The sequence below is a fragment of the Bacillus sp. T-10(2022) genome (assembly GCF_056502895.1).
Genome location: NZ_CP113518.1, coordinates 5,228,029 through 5,244,908 on the forward strand (window position 1 = coordinate 5,228,029; position 16,880 = coordinate 5,244,908).

Annotated in this window: 15 protein-coding genes; 3 read left to right on the top strand and 12 right to left on the bottom strand. The window is 42.5% G+C overall.

Annotated features, from left to right (window positions below):
• Window positions 1–10 precede the first annotated feature (10 nt).
• The 11 genes from OSJ91_RS25930 to OSJ91_RS25980 all read right to left on the bottom strand — a co-directional run bounded on the left by OSJ91_RS25930 (window position 11) and on the right by OSJ91_RS25980 (window position 11,506).
• A complete protein-coding gene (locus OSJ91_RS25930) occupies window positions 11–1,132 on the bottom strand; it encodes a sensor histidine kinase (protein ID WP_350300515.1) in 1,122 nt (373 codons plus the stop codon).
• A gap of 94 nt (window positions 1,133–1,226) precedes the next feature.
• Window positions 1,227–2,279 carry a Delta(5) desaturase DesA gene (desA, locus tag OSJ91_RS25935; protein ID WP_350300516.1) on the bottom strand — a complete coding sequence of 351 codons (1,053 nt, stop codon included), beginning with the start codon at window positions 2,277–2,279 and terminating at the stop codon, window positions 1,227–1,229.
• A 296-nt stretch (window positions 2,280–2,575) separates the two neighbouring features.
• Window positions 2,576–3,283 carry a response regulator gene (locus OSJ91_RS25940; RefSeq protein WP_350300517.1) on the bottom strand — a complete coding sequence of 236 codons (708 nt, stop codon included), beginning with the start codon at window positions 3,281–3,283 and terminating at the stop codon, window positions 2,576–2,578.
• Window positions 3,280–4,872 carry an ATP-binding protein gene (locus OSJ91_RS25945; protein ID WP_350300518.1) on the bottom strand — a complete coding sequence of 531 codons (1,593 nt, stop codon included), beginning with the start codon at window positions 4,870–4,872 and terminating at the stop codon, window positions 3,280–3,282. Before OSJ91_RS25945 ends, OSJ91_RS25940 begins: the two co-directional genes overlap by 4 nt.
• A 79-nt stretch (window positions 4,873–4,951) precedes the next feature.
• Window positions 4,952–6,478 carry a tripartite tricarboxylate transporter permease gene (locus OSJ91_RS25950; protein WP_101223696.1) on the bottom strand — a complete coding sequence of 509 codons (1,527 nt, stop codon included), beginning with the start codon at window positions 6,476–6,478 and terminating at the stop codon, window positions 4,952–4,954.
• Between the two features lie 18 nt (window positions 6,479–6,496).
• The gene (locus OSJ91_RS25955) at window positions 6,497–6,952 is read right to left on the bottom strand and encodes a tripartite tricarboxylate transporter TctB family protein (RefSeq protein ID WP_485890697.1); all 456 of its coding nucleotides are present in this window, start codon (window positions 6,950–6,952) and stop codon (window positions 6,497–6,499) included.
• 57 nt (window positions 6,953–7,009) lie between these two features.
• Complete coding sequence (locus OSJ91_RS25960) at window positions 7,010–8,032, bottom strand: Bug family tripartite tricarboxylate transporter substrate binding protein (protein WP_350300520.1); 1,023 nt, start codon at window positions 8,030–8,032, stop codon at window positions 7,010–7,012.
• Between the two features lie 159 nt (window positions 8,033–8,191).
• On the bottom strand, window positions 8,192–9,118 hold the full coding sequence (locus tag OSJ91_RS25965; RefSeq protein WP_350300521.1) for an AEC family transporter: 927 nt from the start codon (window positions 9,116–9,118) through the stop codon (window positions 8,192–8,194).
• Window positions 9,119–9,272: 154 nt separating this feature from the next.
• Window positions 9,273–10,145, bottom strand: a complete 873-nt coding sequence (locus tag OSJ91_RS25970; RefSeq protein WP_098185511.1) for a LysR family transcriptional regulator — start codon at window positions 10,143–10,145, stop codon at window positions 9,273–9,275.
• 146 nt (window positions 10,146–10,291) lie between these two features.
• A complete protein-coding gene (fdhD, locus tag OSJ91_RS25975) occupies window positions 10,292–11,089 on the bottom strand; it encodes a formate dehydrogenase accessory sulfurtransferase FdhD (protein ID WP_485890698.1) in 798 nt (265 codons plus the stop codon).
• A 54-nt stretch (window positions 11,090–11,143) separates the two neighbouring features.
• Window positions 11,144–11,506: a Na-translocating system protein MpsC family protein gene (locus tag OSJ91_RS25980; RefSeq protein ID WP_095390832.1), complete on the bottom strand. Its 363-nt coding sequence runs from the start codon at window positions 11,504–11,506 to the stop codon at window positions 11,144–11,146.
• A gap of 333 nt (window positions 11,507–11,839) precedes the next feature.
• Here OSJ91_RS25980 and fdhF point away from each other — a divergent pair, with 333 nt between their 5' ends.
• From fdhF to OSJ91_RS25995, 3 genes are all read left to right on the top strand, one after another.
• On the top strand, window positions 11,840–14,779 hold the full coding sequence (fdhF, locus tag OSJ91_RS25985) for a formate dehydrogenase subunit alpha (RefSeq protein ID WP_485890699.1): 2,940 nt from the start codon (window positions 11,840–11,842) through the stop codon (window positions 14,777–14,779).
• An 18-nt stretch (window positions 14,780–14,797) separates the two neighbouring features.
• Window positions 14,798–15,274, top strand: coding sequence for a helical membrane plugin domain-containing protein (locus OSJ91_RS25990; protein WP_063595796.1), 477 nt, complete (start codon window positions 14,798–14,800; stop codon window positions 15,272–15,274).
• A 119-nt stretch (window positions 15,275–15,393) separates the two neighbouring features.
• A complete protein-coding gene (locus OSJ91_RS25995) occupies window positions 15,394–15,765 on the top strand; it encodes a hypothetical protein (RefSeq protein ID WP_485890700.1) in 372 nt (123 codons plus the stop codon).
• Between the two features lie 68 nt (window positions 15,766–15,833).
• On the opposite strand, the gene OSJ91_RS26000 is transcribed toward OSJ91_RS25995, so the two are convergent.
• The gene (locus OSJ91_RS26000) at window positions 15,834–16,808 is read right to left on the bottom strand and encodes a nuclease-related domain-containing protein (protein ID WP_485890701.1); all 975 of its coding nucleotides are present in this window, start codon (window positions 16,806–16,808) and stop codon (window positions 15,834–15,836) included.
• Window positions 16,809–16,880: the final 72 nt, after the last annotated feature.

Consider the following 16,880-nt stretch of genomic DNA (forward strand, 5'->3'; position numbering starts at 1 on the left):
TTAATCCCACCTATCCATTATTTTTTATAGCATTCGGAACCCTTATATAAAGTGTCGTTCCCTCTGTTGATTTAATATCCAGGCTGCCATTAACGAATTCGAGCCTTTCTTTCATTCCTTGAAGTCCATTGCCTTTAATATACTCTGATCTATGTGAAAGCCCCACTCCATTATCCTGTACTGTGATCGTCACTCCTGTTTGTAATTCTTCGATGACGATATTACAGCAGTCGGCACCGCTATGTTTGACGATATTGGTCACAGCTTCCTTCAAGCACATGCTCAAAACCGTTTCAACAAGCAATGGGGTATCTTGCAATTCCGTGGTCCCTTCCAACTTGAATTCTATCTCTGCCGCTTTCAATATTTGCTTGACCCGGATGATTTCATCGCTTAGCTTGGACCCACGCATTTCCGACACCATTTCACGTACTTCCTTGAGTGCCGTCCTCGCCGTTTGACGGATATCCTTGATTTCCTTCTTGGCCGTCTCCGGATTCAAATCGATCAATTTCCCTGCAAGGTCACTTTTCAAGCCGATCAAAGACAGCTTTTGTCCAAGTGTATCATGTAAGTCACGGGCAATCCGCTGACGTTCTTCCATTTTGCCAAGCTCTGATATTCTTTTATGAGCGTCCTCCAATTGTTCTTCCAGCATGCCTCGTTTATTCCGATTATACGTGTTGAAAGGGAGCAGGATCACGCCTACCACACAAATGAGCATAAAGGGAAATTGCGAAAAGAAGGTAGGGTCTTTCATTATGAAGCCAATATTGACAGACACGATGGTAGCCAATAGCTGGATCGAATATAATACGAAAAAGCCAACCTTATTTTGAACATTCCCAATAAAGAATGCCAAAAAGAGTGAAAAGTAAATGTAGCTGAAAAATATGGTCATCGATATGGAAATGATTATTTGTATCGCCGTCCATACGTATACGGGCCATCCCTTCGAAACGAATGAGAGACCATATGATATGAAAAACAAAATGATCATGACGATTCCAAAGACTATCTCCAACATCGAAGAGGATTTGAAGATGAAATAAAAAGGAAGGATACAAAAAATGATCCAGACATAAGGGCTCAGCCCTGTGTTTTTCGGAAAGATATGATACCAACTTTGCATGGCGCCGCCTCTATTTCTTTTTATCCTAGTATATACTAATGAGTTTCATCAAAAAACCATCCAATGGGAATCGAATGGTTTTTTGATGAACTATTTATTTTTCTTGAAGACTTGGACGTTTATTATTGATTTCCACCTTAGATTTTGTTTCATTTAGACGTTCCTTAATCTCTTTAAAACTTACAAACGTCTTGTTTTCTCCATCATAAAGGCGGAAGCGAAGCGATTTTAAACTTGAACTAAGGGTGATTGTCGTTGCCTGCTGCAATGGCAGGGTGGAATCATGGACTTTTTCCAAGTTATAGTTTGGCACTCTTGGACTAAGATGATGCACGTGGTGGAAACCGATATTACCGGTTACCCATTGCAAAACCTTTGGAAGTTTATAATAAGAACTTCCATCGATGGCAGCCTTCACGTAATCCCATTCAGATTCCTCTTCGAAATAAGAATCTTCGAACTGATGCTGTACATAAAACAGCCAGATGCCCAGTGATCCCGTTACAAAAAGCATCGGTACCTGAATCATCAGGAATGCCTGCCATCCGATAGCCAAGCATAAAAGACCATAAATTGTCACGATTGAAGCATTTGTCAAATACGTATTCATCCGTTCTTTCTTTTTAGCGCCCTTTTTATTCAGACGGTTCGATACAAGAAATAGATAAAATGGACCCAATCCAAACATGACGATCGGATTTCTATATAAACGGTAAGCAAGACGCCCCCAGAATGAAGCGGCGATATATTCATCAACGGTCATGACCCAAATATCCCCTGTACCGCGTTTGTTTAAATTACTGCTCGTTGCATGATGTATGGAGTGGCTATGCTTCCATTGCTCATACGGAAATAATGTGACGATTCCACTGATTGTACCCAGGATGCTATTCGCTTTCCTGCTTTTGAAAAACGACTGATGACAGCAATCATGGAAGATGATGAAAATCCTGATTACAAACCCTGAAGCCAATACGGCAAATGCAAGGGTCAGCCAGTATGAGATGGTTAAGCTCTGATAAGCTAAAAACCATAACAGGAAAAATGGCGGAAATGTATTTATGAGCTGTTTCACGCTTGATTTAGTATTGGATTTTTCAAAAGGGGCAATATCTTTTCTCAATTGTTTTTGATTATGGTTACTCATGTTTTCCTCCTCTTAAAATATATGGAGTGTTTGAATGTATTAATTCGAAAAACGATGTCGGTATCTCTGCTTTAAGTATAGGATTAATAACCGATTTTCTATAGTCATAAACGTCATTATCCCTGCCATGACACTTGTCATATACTTGTCTGCCTCAAAACTATTCACACGTATTTTTTCCTCATTCATCATTTTTACACTTAAAAAAACGATGAATTCCCATCAATCTGATTCCAAGAAAAAGCCTTACATTTATTCGAGCAAATAAAAAAAGATCCGCCGCTTGGCGAACCCATTTAAATCTTGATGGCATAAACCCGTTCAGGACGTCCTACCGTGCCATATGTTAAATCGGCATCAATTTTTTCCTCTGACATCAAGTGCTCCAGATAACGCCTTGCCGTTGTCCTGCTCACACCGATTTCCTTTGCCACTATTTCGGCAGTTAACCCCGGGGAGGATTTCCCCAACACAACCATCACCTTCTCCAAAGTCATCCGATCGATCCCTTTTGGCAGTGAAGTCTGTTCCCTCTCTTTTTCTTTCATTTCCTTTCGCAAAAGCTTATCCACCTGTTGCTGCGTTACGGGAAAATTGCCCTCTTCCAATTCTGACAGCTTAATGTGATACTCTTGATATCGGCGTAAGGACTGCTTGAAACGTTCAAATGCGACAGGCTTGATAATATAATCAAATATGCCGATTTTGATGGCTTCCTGGACTTTTTCGATTTCTTTAGCCGCCGTAATCATGATGACATCCATTTGTTTGCTTTGCTGCTTGATTTCTTTCAGGATATCGAGCCCATTCATATCCGGAAAATACATATCGAGCAGCAATAGATCCGGCTGCATGATTTCGATGAAGCTTTTAGCCTCGTCATAGCTTGACGCGATTCCGATCGTTTGAAACCCCTCAAGCTTTTCGATGAATAGCTTTTGTATCTCCGCAATCCGCAGGTCATCTTCTACGATCAGAACTTCTATATCGCGATTGGCCATCATTTCATCCCCCCTCTGTTTTTTGGTATAGCTACGGTAAAAATCGTATATTCCCCTTCTTCAGTCGAAAAAGTGATATATCCCCCTAATCCATCAATCGCTTCCTGAACAAGGCTCAAACCTATTCCTGAATTGGTTTGATGGCTTTTCGTCGTAAAACCGTCCTGGAAAATCAGTTCGGTAACATCTGGGTTCATCCCTTTTCCATTATCTTCAACCTCTATGATCAACTCTTTACCCAAGTCCGTGACGAACAACGATACCCTTTTTTCCTCCCTTTCGTTTTCCCGCACAGCTTCGAAGGCATTATTGATGAGATTGCCGATGATCGTCACCAATAAATCCCGATCTATTTCGGACGGAATATCTTTAAAACTGCTTTCTCTATCGATGGTAAAATCAATTTTCAGCTCGCTGGCTAAACTTACCTTCCCTAAGATGAACCCCGCAATGATCGGATCAGGTACTTCCTTCATCAGAAAGTGAATGAAACCTTGGGTGACATCGACTTCCTTCGATATGAAATCCATCGCTTCTTTATATGAACCGAGTTGAATCAAGCCTAGCAGTGTATAAAGCCGATTCGAATATTCATGTGTCTGGGCCCTCAGCCCTTCTGCATACGCCTTTACATGTGACAGTTCCTGAAGGAGATTGGATAGTTCCGATTTATTTCTCAAACTTGCAACTGCACCGATGATTTCACCCTGTCCATTCAAAATGGGAATCCGGCTTGCCAAAAAAACTTCACCGTCAATCATGAATTCCTGGTCATATTCGGCACGTGCCGTGCTGACTACATCAAGCAAATGTGTATGCGTTAAGACTTCTTCGATTTTTTGCCCGCGAAGCATGACGTCTTTAGGTATATGAAGGATTTTATGCGCCGTTTCATTGACGACCGTGATTTTCCCATGAACATCAATGGCAATGATGCCTTCATGAATGGATTCCAAAATGGCATGCTTTTCTTGAAACATCCAGGCGATCTCTTTCGGCTCCAGACCCAATATCGCCTTTTTTATATTGAATGAAATGAAAAAGGCCACCAACAAACCGCCGATTAATATAAAAGAGATGATCAAGACGATCTTTCTTTGTATACTGGACACTTCTTTTTCAATATCATCCTGAAGGTAGCCAACGGAGACGACACCAATGACCTTTTCATTGGCGATTATCGGGGATTTCCCCCTAATGGAAGGTCCCAATGTGCCAGTGGACTCCGTGATGATGGATTTCCCATCCCAAACCTCGGCGTTATCTCCCCCAACCATTTTCTTCCCGATCAAGTTTGGATTTGGATGGGACAACCGTGTTTCATTCTCATCTCCTATTACTATGAATTCCGCATCGATCTGCCTGCGAATTCTTTCCGCGATGGGCTGGATGATTACAGAAGGATTATCCGTTCGAAAAGCTTGTTTAATTTCAGGCAGTAAAGAAACGGTCTGGGCAACCGACAATGCTTTTTCCCCTGTTTCCTGCTTCAGGTTATTTTCCAGTATATTTATGAAAATAACTTCAAAGATTCCACCCATTAAGATGATTAACGTACAGATGCCCAGCATCAACTTGGTGTGTAAACGCATTCAATCACCTCTACTTACATCATATAAAAAATAACCCCTTTAAAAAAGGGGTTATTTCGCAACATTCAGAAAATATCGATTAACCTTCAATATTGATGACAACATCCTTCCCTCTCTTCTTAAGTAAAACCGGAATGAGCAGCCATAATGCCGTTACGATCAGGAATGTCAGCGAAAGCGGCCGAGTGAAAAACAAACTGTAATCCCCATCGGATATTGTCAGTGCCCTGCGCATATTATTTTCTATCATCGGTCCTAAAACCAGGCCTAATACCAACGGGGCGATTGGATAATCATTTTTACTTAAGAAATATCCCAAGATCCCGCATCCTAGTAATAGCAATAAATCATAAGTCGATACTTGTACCGCATAAACACCAAAAATGGAAATCGCGATAATGATCGGAATCAAATATTTCTTTGGCGTTTCAATGATTTTCGCAAAAACCTTAACGAGTGGGAGATTAAGGATGAGGAGCATCAGATTCCCGATGAACATGCTGGCGATAAGCCCCCAAGCCACCTGGGGATGGTCCTCGAATAATAATGGACCTGGCTGAACATTGTACATCATGAGCGCACCCATTAAAATCGCCGTTGTACCGGAACCTGGAATTCCCAGCGTCAATAATGGTATCATCGCTCCGCCAGAAGCCGCATTATTGGCCGTTTCAGGACCAGCCACACCAGCGATCGCCCCTGTACCGAATCTCCCAGGTTTTTTTGAAATCCGTTTTTCCATAAGGTATGAGAAGAAGGAAGCAAGAGTGGCCCCTGCACCTGGCAGAATTCCTACAAAGAAACCTAAGAGCGATCCCCTCGCAATCGGCCCCGCAGATTCCTTGAATTCTTCTTTGGAAGGAATCAAATTATTGATCTTTGCAATTTCCCCATCATCCTCGTCTTTTTCCAAGATTGTCTTGAATACTTCCCCAAGGGCGAATAGACCCACTGCGATCGTCAGGAATTCGACCCCTTGATACAGCCAAGGAATGTCGAATGTAAAACGGGCGATTCCGGATACATTATCGATGCCTATCGTCCCGATCAACAAACCGCAAACCGTCATGATCAGTGCCTTTGTTACGGATTTTCCCGCGAGGCCGCTGACTGCCGCCAACCCTAGAAGCATGAGCGAAAAATACTCAGCCGGACCGAATTTAATGGCAATCGTCGATAATGGCTGAGCCAAGGCAATCATGGCGACAAGGGTGACGATCCCTCCGACGAAGGAACCGATTGCCGAAATCGATAAAGCACTCCCTGCTCTTCCCTTCTTGGCCATTTGGTAGCCATCCAGTGTGGTGACGACAGAAGAAGATTCACCAGGTGTATTCAATAGGATTGAAGTTGTCGATCCTCCATACATCGCTCCATAATAAACACCTGCGAGTAAAATGATGGCGCTTGTTGCCGCTTGCTCTGGGGGAAGTCCCCCTGTAATCGAAGCGGTTACCGGAATTAAAAGTGCCACACCGCTCATCGGCCCGATCCCCGGCAAAACGCCGACTGCCGTACCGATCAATACTCCGACAAATGCAAAAAGTATATTATACCAGGTTAGTGCCGTTTCAAAACCATGCATTAAATAATCAAAAGTGCCCACTTCACATCCCCCTTCCTTTTATGAAAACCAGATTGGCCACCCCGGCAGTGTTCCCTTTAACACATTCACGAATAAATAATAGATGATTCCGGAAAATCCTGCGGAAATGATGAGCGATGTCACCCACTTATTTCGTTCCATCGTTTGGAAGCAAACAAACAAAAACAGAAAGGTCGTAATGACATATCCTATCGTTTCCAATGTCAAAATATAAATCAAGGTGGAGAGCAGAATGATGATAAAGGGTTTATATTGCAGCTTGTCTTTACGTGATTCCTGCCCCTTGCCCCGAAATGCCTCATAGAACAGGCGAATACTTAAAAGAGAAAGAACGAGCCCCAATACAAATGGGAAAATGTCCGGTCCTACCGAACTTCCATAAGAAGAACTGGCCAGTTTCCTGCTTCCTATCATAAACAGCACTCCGACAGCCAGGAAGGCTACAGAAGCAAAGCGATCAAATTTAACATCCATCACAATCCCTCCATTTCAGAAAATAAGAAGAAGGTGAAAGCACCCCCTTCTTCTCGATTATTTTTCCATACCTAAAGCTTCCAATAATTGCTGCACCTGTTTCTCCTGTTCTTCTAAAAACTTGCTGAATTCTTCACTATTTTTATATTCTTGTTCCCATCCCTGCACTTCCACTTCCTTTTTCCATTCAGAAGTTTCAACTAGCTTCTCAATGGTTCCGTCCCAAAAGGTTTTCGCTTCACCAGACATATTCTGAGGTCCAAAAACGCCTCTCCAAATCGTGAATTCAGCATCAACACCTTGTTCCTTTGCAGTAGGTATGTCTTTAAGATCCCCACCTAAACGTTCAGTCGAGGTTACGGCCAACACTCTAATCTTTCCTGCTTTTAAAAATTCCCTGACACTGGATGCATCCGTTCCGATCACATCCGCATTTCCGCCAAGCAATGCCGTAATCGCTTCCCCGCCACCGTCGTACGAAACGTATTTAAGTTCGGTTGGATTCAAGCCATATTCATAGGCTGGAAGAATGGAAATCAAATGATCCATGGATCCCGGAGCCGATCCTCCTGCAAAGGTCAACTTACGCGGATCTTTTTTCACCGCTTCCAGCACTGATTTCAAATCCTTGAATTCAGAATCCGCCTTTACCACTATCGCCCCATAATCCTTAGTCAGCTGCGCCAAAGGAGTCGTATTTTTATATCCATAAGGACTGTTGCCTTCTTTTTTAAGGTTATTGATGATGACAGGCGGTGAATTTACGAACAGCATGTCATTGTTATCCGCTTGCTGTGTTGCATAATCCGCCATGAAGACAGCGCCCCCGCCACCGGGTTTGTTTTCGACGGTTAATGGCTGGTTCACCAGTTTTGTCTCACCCAAGACCTTTGTAAATGAACGGGCGGTTAGATCCCATCCCCCGCCTGCGCCCGATGGAGCAACGACCGTTATCGCTTTTTTCGGATAACCTGTACTTTCTTTCTTTTCTCCTGATGTACCCGAACTGCTGCATGCACCTAAACTTAAAGCTAACGAACCCGCTAATATGACCGCTGAAATCTTTTTACGAGAAAACATAATAATCCCCCTTTTGAAAGCGTTTTCTTAATTCTACAAAAATATCTTCGTTTTCTTTGATTGCCCAACTAAAATGCATAACTTCCATAACTTCCATATTGTTCATAAAGTTTTATCGCAGGAAAAGGGGGAAAGGACTGCACCTTTTGAGCAGCCCTGCTAGAATAGTATTTTTGATAGATATACGACCATCGTTACCGTTATGCTGCTGAATAAAGTCGACATCAAGACTGCCTGTGCCGCATACTCCGGATGGTTGTCATATTCCAAAGCGAATAATGCGCTGTTTCTCGATGTTGGAAATGAGCTTGCGATAAACAACCCTTGGGCGACAGTTCCTTCCAAGCCCAGCATGAGGATGATCAGGAAGGCGATGGATGGTGAAAGGATCAACCTTCCAACCAAGCTAAGGATAAGCGGAAGCGGGAAATGCGTCATTTTCAAATAGGCACTCTGTGCACCCAATGTAATCAGGGCAATGGCTATGAAGGCACTCGCGATATTATCAATCGGGGTCCATAAGAACAGAGGAATGTCGAAAGAAGCTGCCTGTAATAGAAAACCGAGTAATAAAGCATAAATGACGGGGTTCTTCAAGAACTCGCGAATGGCGCCCTTCGCACTTTTTGTATGGACGGAAACGGAATTCATCAATCCATAGGTATAGGTCAAGAGGTTTTGAAAAATGATCACGATGACTTGGATCGACAGCCCAAGAGGATTTCCGTGAAAAACCATCTGGCTGACGGGTAACCCGAAATTGGCTGAGTTATTCAGGACTACACTATTTTTAAACGTGGCCGAAAGGCTTTGATCAAACCTGGCAAGTTTAGCAATCACTGTACTCACGATGATGAGGCTTACTGCTTGAAGAGCAAGGAAGCTGAATATCTGGACGATCATCCCCCCGCCCATTTTACTTTGATAGATATTAATAAAGCTAATGGCCGGCATGAGCAGGAAGTGATTCAATTTAGACAGCGTATTCATATCCAACTTGAATTTACGATGCAGAATGGCCCCCGCCCCTATTAGGAAAAAGACCGGCACAATGACATTCAATACGATCAGAAACAGGACACTCACTTGACTTCCTCTCCATTCCTTAGGCAAATTCCTGATGATTTACATCTCCCATCTATCATAATGCCGGGATAACCATTATTAAAATACCAATAAATTATCGTTATCCATTCGAAAAAGGAATGATAAAAAAGCACAGAGGTTTCTGCGCTTCCAGTTAAATATCCCTCATGAAATCGACGCCTTTGACAAATTCGACAAACTCTTTAACCAGTTTTAATTCCAGCGACTTTTCATGATATAACATCCATGTATTCCTGATAAGGGGATTACCTTGCTTGTCCTTAAGGTCCATTTGACGGAGGTTTTGGTCTTTCTCCAATAAAACACTGGGGAGGATGCCATATCCCAGGCCATTCCTGACCATTTCCTTGCATGTATCCCCTTTGTCCACTTCCATCCCCACCAAAGGAGGTCCGGAAAAATTGTCTCTCCACCAATTATCGATCATTGTTTTCAAAAGAGCATCTGTCCCATAATCGATCCTCGGCAGGAAAGGCAGGTTCCGGACTTCGATTTCTTCCTTGGAAGCAATACAAATCGTTTCCTCAAAAAGATGATGCCTTGATCCTGACCATTGATAGTCCCCCCGAACAATCCCGACATGCACTTCTTCCTTATAAATGAGGTTCAGCACTTCTTTACTCCAGCCAGTTGTCACATGGAAATCCACTTTAGGAAATCGCTCACGAAATATTTTCAGCAGGCCTGGCAACTTATGCAGCGTAATATAGTTGGAAACACCCAGCCGTAATGTTCCACTGATCTCCTGACCCATATTGAATGCTGTCTCTTTTATTTGCCGGAGCCTGATCAGCATCTCATCTGCACAGATGGCCAAATATTCACCTTGAGGGGTGAACTGCACTCCCCTAGTTCCCCGCTCCACAATCTTTAGATTGAATTCCTTCTCTATTTGTTGAATCCGTTTCGTTAAAGAAGGTTGCGAGATATATAAACTTTGCGCCGTTTTAGTAATATTCCTGTGTTCATGTAACACCTTTAAAATATGCCAATCCCTTTCGTTCATAACCCTTCCCCCGATACGAATTCCCTTGAATGTTTTATAAAAACTGTACCATAAAAGGCCTGTTGGATATATCCTTTTACAAATACAAAAAAGCCCAGGCCAAACCGGCAGGACTTTCCGATAAGCATCCTTCCAGCGAAGGATGCTCAGTCATTCAATAGAATTCTTTCAGGACATGTGTAGATATTCAGTGAATCATTGCGAATGAACCCGACGGTCGTGATTCCCAATCCTTCAGCCAACTCCAAAGCCAATTCAGTTGGAGCGGATTTCGAGAGTATTAGTTCACAGCCGATTTTCGCCACTTTCAAAAGAATTTCCGATGAAATCCGGCCGCTGAACACGATAGCCTTCCCTTCTATCGAAATGCCATTTTTTAAGCAATGCCCGTATATTTTGTCCAAGGCATTATGCCTTCCGATGTCCATCCTGCTTAATACGAGACCACCGGCATCACATAAAGCGGCATTGTGGACTCCGCCCGTGTTCTGGAAGGTGACAGCAGAATTTTGTAAATCCTTCATCAAGCGGAAGCAGTCATCAGGAGTCAGTTTCACCGAAACATCATCCATTTTCTTGGCAGTCAATGCATCATTTACAAAGACGAAACCTTGTCTGCTCATTCCGCAGCATGATGTAATATACCGCTTATTTTGAAAGTCCTGGAAGTAAGGATTCACTTTATCTGTCTTCACATGAACAAAGCCTTCTTTTTCCTGGACCCAGATTTCTTTTATCTCATCATATTTTTTGATGATTCCTTCCGAAGCCAAATAACCAATCACCATATCCTCGATGTATTCAGGTGTACAAACCATCGTGACGAATTCCTGGCCATTTATTTTGACAGTAACGGGATGCTCCGTTACGATCGCATCTTCCGTCCGCTCGATGTTACCTTTGGTTATCCGGATGATGTCCCTCTTGATTTCAATCGCTTTCATGTTCCCACTCCTTTTAATATCCAGGAGCCAATTGACCAATATGTAGGAACATGGTCAATGCCCGTTGAGTTTGTCCGCTATATTCTTATCAAAAACGAATACGGAAATAGCTATGTTCTCTTTGATTTTGATGTCTGAAAACAAATGGAGCAGTTTAGCTCCAACCAGTTCTTCCATTCCATCAGGGGGACTCTCCGAATACACATCCTGAACCATTTTGGTTCGTGCAGAATGGACCATATCCCTTCCTTCCTCCGATCTTGATATGAACATTTCCGTAGGAGTCAAATTCCCATATAACGTAGAAACGGCCATATTTTCCACGAAAACCGTGTGTATGCGTTCTGGTCCTTTACCGAATAGTTCCTTGCGCAGCTTACGAATCATATCATTGAATTCATGGATAACTTTTGACACCGTTGCGTCACTCCAATTCAAGAAAATTAAGTTCTCAATTTTCTTATCATAAATCAACGCGAAGAAAAACGAAAGGAATTTGGGAATGATACCCTCTTTCCAGGATTGTTTCTTTTCATAATTAAAGGTATAATATCAATGATGAAAGTTGGGAGCATAATAGTGTACTGTTGTGTCCTATCTTTTTTAAAATTATCCATAATGGTATGGATTGGTATATTGGCAAGCTTTGCTATTAAACTATTCCACCATGACCTACATTTCCGTTCAGAGACGGAGGTGTAATCATGGTGGTTTTTTTGCGTCTTTTTGGCTATAAAAGGGGGAAATATAATGAGCGATTCAAACATCACCATCACAATCAACGGGAAGGATTATACCGCTAATGAAGGAGCGACAATACTGGAGATCATCAACCAAAATGAGATGGCTCATCCACAGATTTGTTATGTTCCTGAAGTGGATCCGATCCAAACATGCGACACATGCATCGTCGAGGTTAATGGGAAACTCGTCCGGTCATGTTCGACAAAAGCAGTGAGCGGCATGGATATAGCCTTGGACTCAAGCAAGGCAAAAGAAGCCCAGACCGAGGCCATGGACCGGATCCTGGAAAACCATTCTTTATACTGTACTGTATGTGATAATAATAACGGAAATTGCAAACTGCATAACACAGCAGAATTAATGGAAATTGAACACCAAAAATATCCTTACACACCGAAAGTGGAATTGGGTGCCGTCGATATGTCCCATCCATTTTACCGCTACGATGCCAATCAATGCATCGCATGCGGGCAATGTGTTGAAGTCTGCCAAAACCTTCAGGTCAACGAGACGCTGTCCATCGACTGGGAAGCAGAACGCCCTCGGGTAATCTGGGATGAAGGAACGGAAATCAATAACTCATCTTGTGTAGGCTGCGGACAGTGTGTAACGATTTGTCCATGTAATGCATTAATGGAAAAATCGATGCTGGGTGAGGCTGGTTTCATGTCAGGTTTGAAAAACGATATGCTTGAACCAATGATAGACCTTGTCAAAGAAGTGGAGCCTGGATACAGCGGGATTTTTGCCATTTCGGAAATTGAAGCGGCAATGCGAGAGACACGGACGAAGAAAACAAAAACGGTCTGTACGTTCTGTGGGGTAGGATGCACATTCGAAGTCTGGACAAAAGGCCGTAAAATCCTTAAAGTCCAACCTACTCATGAAGCACCCGTCAATGCGATATCCACATGTGTCAAAGGGAAATTCGGTTGGGACTTCGTAAACTCGGAAAAACGTTTGACAAAGCCCCTGATTCGGAAAAATGGAAGATTCGTTGAATCAAGCTGGGATGAAGCACTTGATTTGGTTGCATCCAGACTCGGTTCGATCAAACAGCAATACGGCGGAAATTCAGTAGGCTTCATTTCCTCTTCCAAGATCACAAATGAAGAAAACTATGTAATTCAAAAACTGGCACGGCAAATGTTCGAAACGAATAACGTCGACAATTGCTCACGTTACTGTCAATCCCCGGCAACAGACGGACTGTTCCGTACAGTCGGCATGGGCGGAGACGCTGGTACAATCAAAGATATCGCCGCAGCAGGTCTTGTCATCATCGTTGGGGCAAACCCGGCAGAAGGACACCCCGTACTGGCGACACGCGTTAAACGGGCTCACAAGCTTCACGGACAAAAACTGATCGTGGCCGACATCCGCAAAAACGAAATGGCCGAGCGTTCCGACATCCATATCAGTCCAAAACAAGGAACGGATCAAGTTTGGTTGATGGCGGTTACAAAATATATGATCGATCAAGGCTGGCATGATAAAGAATTCATCAATGAAAATGTTAACTTCTTCGACGATTATAAAGAAGTACTTGAAAAATACACCCTGGAATATGCAGAAACACACACAGGTATTTCTAAAGAAACATTGATCCAAATAGCTGAGACGATTCGCGATGCAGACGGAACATGCATTCTCTGGGGAATGGGCGTCACACAAAACACCGGTGCCTCCGATACTTCGGCTGCAATTTCCAACCTGCTATTAGCTACAGGCAACTACCGTCGCCCAGGAGCGGGAGCTTATCCGCTTCGCGGCCATAACAATGTACAGGGCGCTTGCGATATGGGTACCCTTCCAACATGGCTCCCGGGATATCAGCATGTTACCGATGACGTGGCACGTGCTAAATTCGAAAAAGCTTATGGAGTGAAAATCGATGGCAAACCAGGCTTGAACAATATTGAAATGCTTAAAGCGATAGAAAAAGGCGACATGAAAGCGATGTATCTTGTAGGTGAAGATATGGCACTTGTTGACGCGGATGCAAACCATGTTGACAAGGTGTTATCAGGATTGGATTTCTTTGTTGTCCAGGATATTTTCCTTTCAAGAACAGCCCAATATGCCGACGTGGTATTGCCCGGAGCTCCATCTCTTGAAAAAGACGGTACGTTCACCAATACAGAGCGCCGTGTACAGCGTTTATATAAAGCCCTTCCCACTATCGGAGATTCTAAAGCGGACTGGGAAATCACTCAAGAGATCGCCAACCGCTTAGGTGCGAATTGGAACTACTCTCACCCTAGTGAAATCTATGACGAAATGGCAAGTTTGTCACCGATATTCAGCCAAGCGAATTACGAAGTGCTGGAAGGATGGAACAGCTTCCTCTGGGGGAGCCATGATGGATCAAGCACGCCGCTTCTTTATGTGGATGGCTTCAACTTCCCTGATAAAAAAGCGCGCTTTGCACTGGCTGACTGGGTAGAGCCGCATAAATTCCCGGAAGAATATGACCTTCATATCAATAATGGACGCATGCTGGAGCATTTCCATGAAGGAAATATGACGAATAAATCCAATGGAATCCAATCGAAAGTACCTGATATTTTCGTCGAGGTTTCACCAGAACTTGCACAAGAACGTAAAGTCAGTGATGGCGGACTCGTTCGCTTAGTGTCTCCATTCGGGGCCGTTAAATTAAAAGCCTTGATCACAGACCGTGTTAAAAATAATGAGCTATTTTTACCGATGAACTCCGTCGATAAAGACTCTGCCATTAACTTTCTGACTGGTCCTATCTATGATCAACGCACAAGCACGCCTGCTTACAAACAGACGATGGTCCGCATGGAAGTATTAAGCGCAAGCGGAGACATTCCATTACCGGGTACCAATCCACGGAACAAAAAACGTCATCCTCAAAATGGTGTCGAGGTTGAACGTAAGTGGGCCCGTCCAGGGTATGTTCACTTAACGGATAATTAAACAAGGAGGGTGAAGATCATGGCAGCTCCTATAACGGAAATCCATAATCCCATTACTGAGGAAGAGATAAAGCTACAAAAACTGGAAGAACTGAAAACGCTGATCACCGATAATGAAGATGCCTTGAACAATATGTTTAAAATCGTCAATGAACTGAATGACTCAGGAGTATTCGAAGCCGCGACCTCCATGCTTCAAGGAAAAGAACAAATTGCCAAAATCGCACTCCAACAAATCACAAGGCAACCTGTAACAAACCTGATCAATACCCTTATGGGGGCAACAGGAGCTTTGATGAACGCCGATGCCGCACAATCCACGAAACTGCTGAACAGTGCACTTGCAGGAATCGATGAAGGAAACAAATTCCTTCAGGCAGATAAGAAAATCGGCGTTCTCGATTTAATGAAAACATTGAATGATCCAGACATAAACCGGGCGATTGGCTTTGGCGTCCACTTCCTAAAGGGAATGGGCAAGGAATTAAAAGAATAGAATCAGATCAAAGACTCAAGAGAAGCTTCTTTTGAGTCTTTGTTCTATCATATGGCTTATAGCTGCAAAACTGCTGAAAGTGAGCTTTGGATAATATTAGCATTGGAGTGGATGATTTAATGAATCAAGAGGAAAAAATTAAGGAATTAGAACACGAATTGTTTTTATTGAAGCATGCATTTTTTAAACTACATGATAGTATGGCCCCGAATTTAAAATCTAGGTATTATGAGTTATTATCACATGGCTTTAAAGAGCAAGAGGTCAGTGAGTTAGATAGATTTTTCATGTGGGTTTACGGCACAAAAAATTATCCCACAAAGGAAGAAATGAGAAAAAAAATGGCAGAAATAAAAAATATGGAAATTGAAGAATTACATATTGCCTCAGTAAAAAAAATCTTATTAGCTTATCAAGCTGATGGAGTCTTTCCAGTAATAGATATTATTCTGGAGGATTTCCAAAATGTTGATGTAAATATAGAGAAATGATTTTTACTATTAAGGAATGGTATAGAAACTATTCCTTTTTTTATGATTAAGGCAAGATCACTCAGAAATCACTCATCAAAATTCAGGCTGTACACCCTCCCCTTATTCACACCACGCCTTGTCAGATTCAATGATTGCAAGATTCTCGTTGCACTGGATGAAGAGGAAATGTTTAAAAAATCCCGCAACTGCCGATTCGTTATAGTTGTGCCTATTAGATAAAAATAATCTCGTAAAGCCTTGATATGTGCAGTTTTACTGGAGAGTTGGCATTGATTGCAAATCCATGTGCCATGCCTTCTAAATAACTGATTGCCCTTACAATTCTCACAAATTACTCCTTTAATTAAGTCCTTTTCGGTAAGATTGTATCGTTCCAGAATGGAAAAATCCGCATCGATGTGGCGTTTATTCATTACGCGAATTGCTTTCTTCAAATCTTTCTCACTAAAACTGGATTCTGTTATGGAATGCTCCATTTGACTAATTTTAGTGGGAAGTGCATCGCGATGGATAACTTTATAGTGGAGTTCAAGGTTTTCAGGAGCTGTACGGATGATTGTTTGGGGATTACTGATGACAATCAATGAAAGGATGGGCAGTGAGGGAAAACCGTTTTTCAAGAACCAATTGGTCAATTGTGTTTCCTGGCGGCTGACTTGTATGATGGGATCAGGAAATGCCGTTTCTTTTCCTTCTATCGTTCGAATGAGCTGATTGAAATGCGGATCAAAATAGATCGCCCCTGCAATGTTCTTCACTTCAATGATAAGCGCATATTTCTTGGAGATTAATAAGGTATCCAGTTGAAAAAATCGGGATTGATCCTGAAGCCTTAAGTCGTGGAAGATGTAATAGCTTTTCGGTTGAAGAAAGCTTAATGGAAAATCAATGGAACATTCCCCTTTATAGCCCGCTTCCCTTTTTTTGAGATCGTTGATGATTAAGGGGATTTTAGGATGATTCGGAGAAAGCCTGCGCGTTAAAGCACGTAATTTACGTATAGTAAGAGGAACTTTTCGCCTTTTTACAATCAATTTCATCGCTCCAATCTTGGTTTATCCCAAAGGATTCTACAGCAGTAGGGAATATTCCTTTAAATGATAGCGATTATA

What these genes read in the sequence shown, in the direction of transcription:
- OSJ91_RS25930 (WP_350300515.1), bottom strand. Translation starts at nt 1,132, where the DNA reads ATGCAAAGTTGGTATCATATCTTTCCGAAAAACACAGGGCTGAGCCCT.
- desA (WP_350300516.1), bottom strand. Translation starts at nt 2,279, where the DNA reads ATGAGTAACCATAATCAAAAACAATTGAGAAAAGATATTGCCCCTTTT.
- OSJ91_RS25940 (WP_350300517.1), bottom strand. Translation starts at nt 3,283, where the DNA reads ATGATGGCCAATCGCGATATAGAAGTTCTGATCGTAGAAGATGACCTG.
- OSJ91_RS25945 (WP_350300518.1), bottom strand. Translation starts at nt 4,872, where the DNA reads ATGCGTTTACACACCAAGTTGATGCTGGGCATCTGTACGTTAATCATC.
- OSJ91_RS25955 (WP_485890697.1), bottom strand. Translation starts at nt 6,952, where the DNA reads ATGGATGTTAAATTTGATCGCTTTGCTTCTGTAGCCTTCCTGGCTGTC.
- OSJ91_RS25960 (WP_350300520.1), bottom strand. Translation starts at nt 8,032, where the DNA reads ATGTTTTCTCGTAAAAAGATTTCAGCGGTCATATTAGCGGGTTCGTTA.
- OSJ91_RS25970 (WP_098185511.1), bottom strand. Translation starts at nt 10,145, where the DNA reads ATGAACGAAAGGGATTGGCATATTTTAAAGGTGTTACATGAACACAGG.
- fdhD (WP_485890698.1), bottom strand. Translation starts at nt 11,089, where the DNA reads ATGAAAGCGATTGAAATCAAGAGGGACATCATCCGGATAACCAAAGGT.
- fdhF (WP_485890699.1), top strand. Translation starts at nt 11,840, where the DNA reads ATGAGCGATTCAAACATCACCATCACAATCAACGGGAAGGATTATACC.
- OSJ91_RS25990 (WP_063595796.1), top strand. Translation starts at nt 14,798, where the DNA reads ATGGCAGCTCCTATAACGGAAATCCATAATCCCATTACTGAGGAAGAG.
- OSJ91_RS25995 (WP_485890700.1), top strand. Translation starts at nt 15,394, where the DNA reads ATGAATCAAGAGGAAAAAATTAAGGAATTAGAACACGAATTGTTTTTA.
- OSJ91_RS26000 (WP_485890701.1), bottom strand. Translation starts at nt 16,808, where the DNA reads ATGAAATTGATTGTAAAAAGGCGAAAAGTTCCTCTTACTATACGTAAA.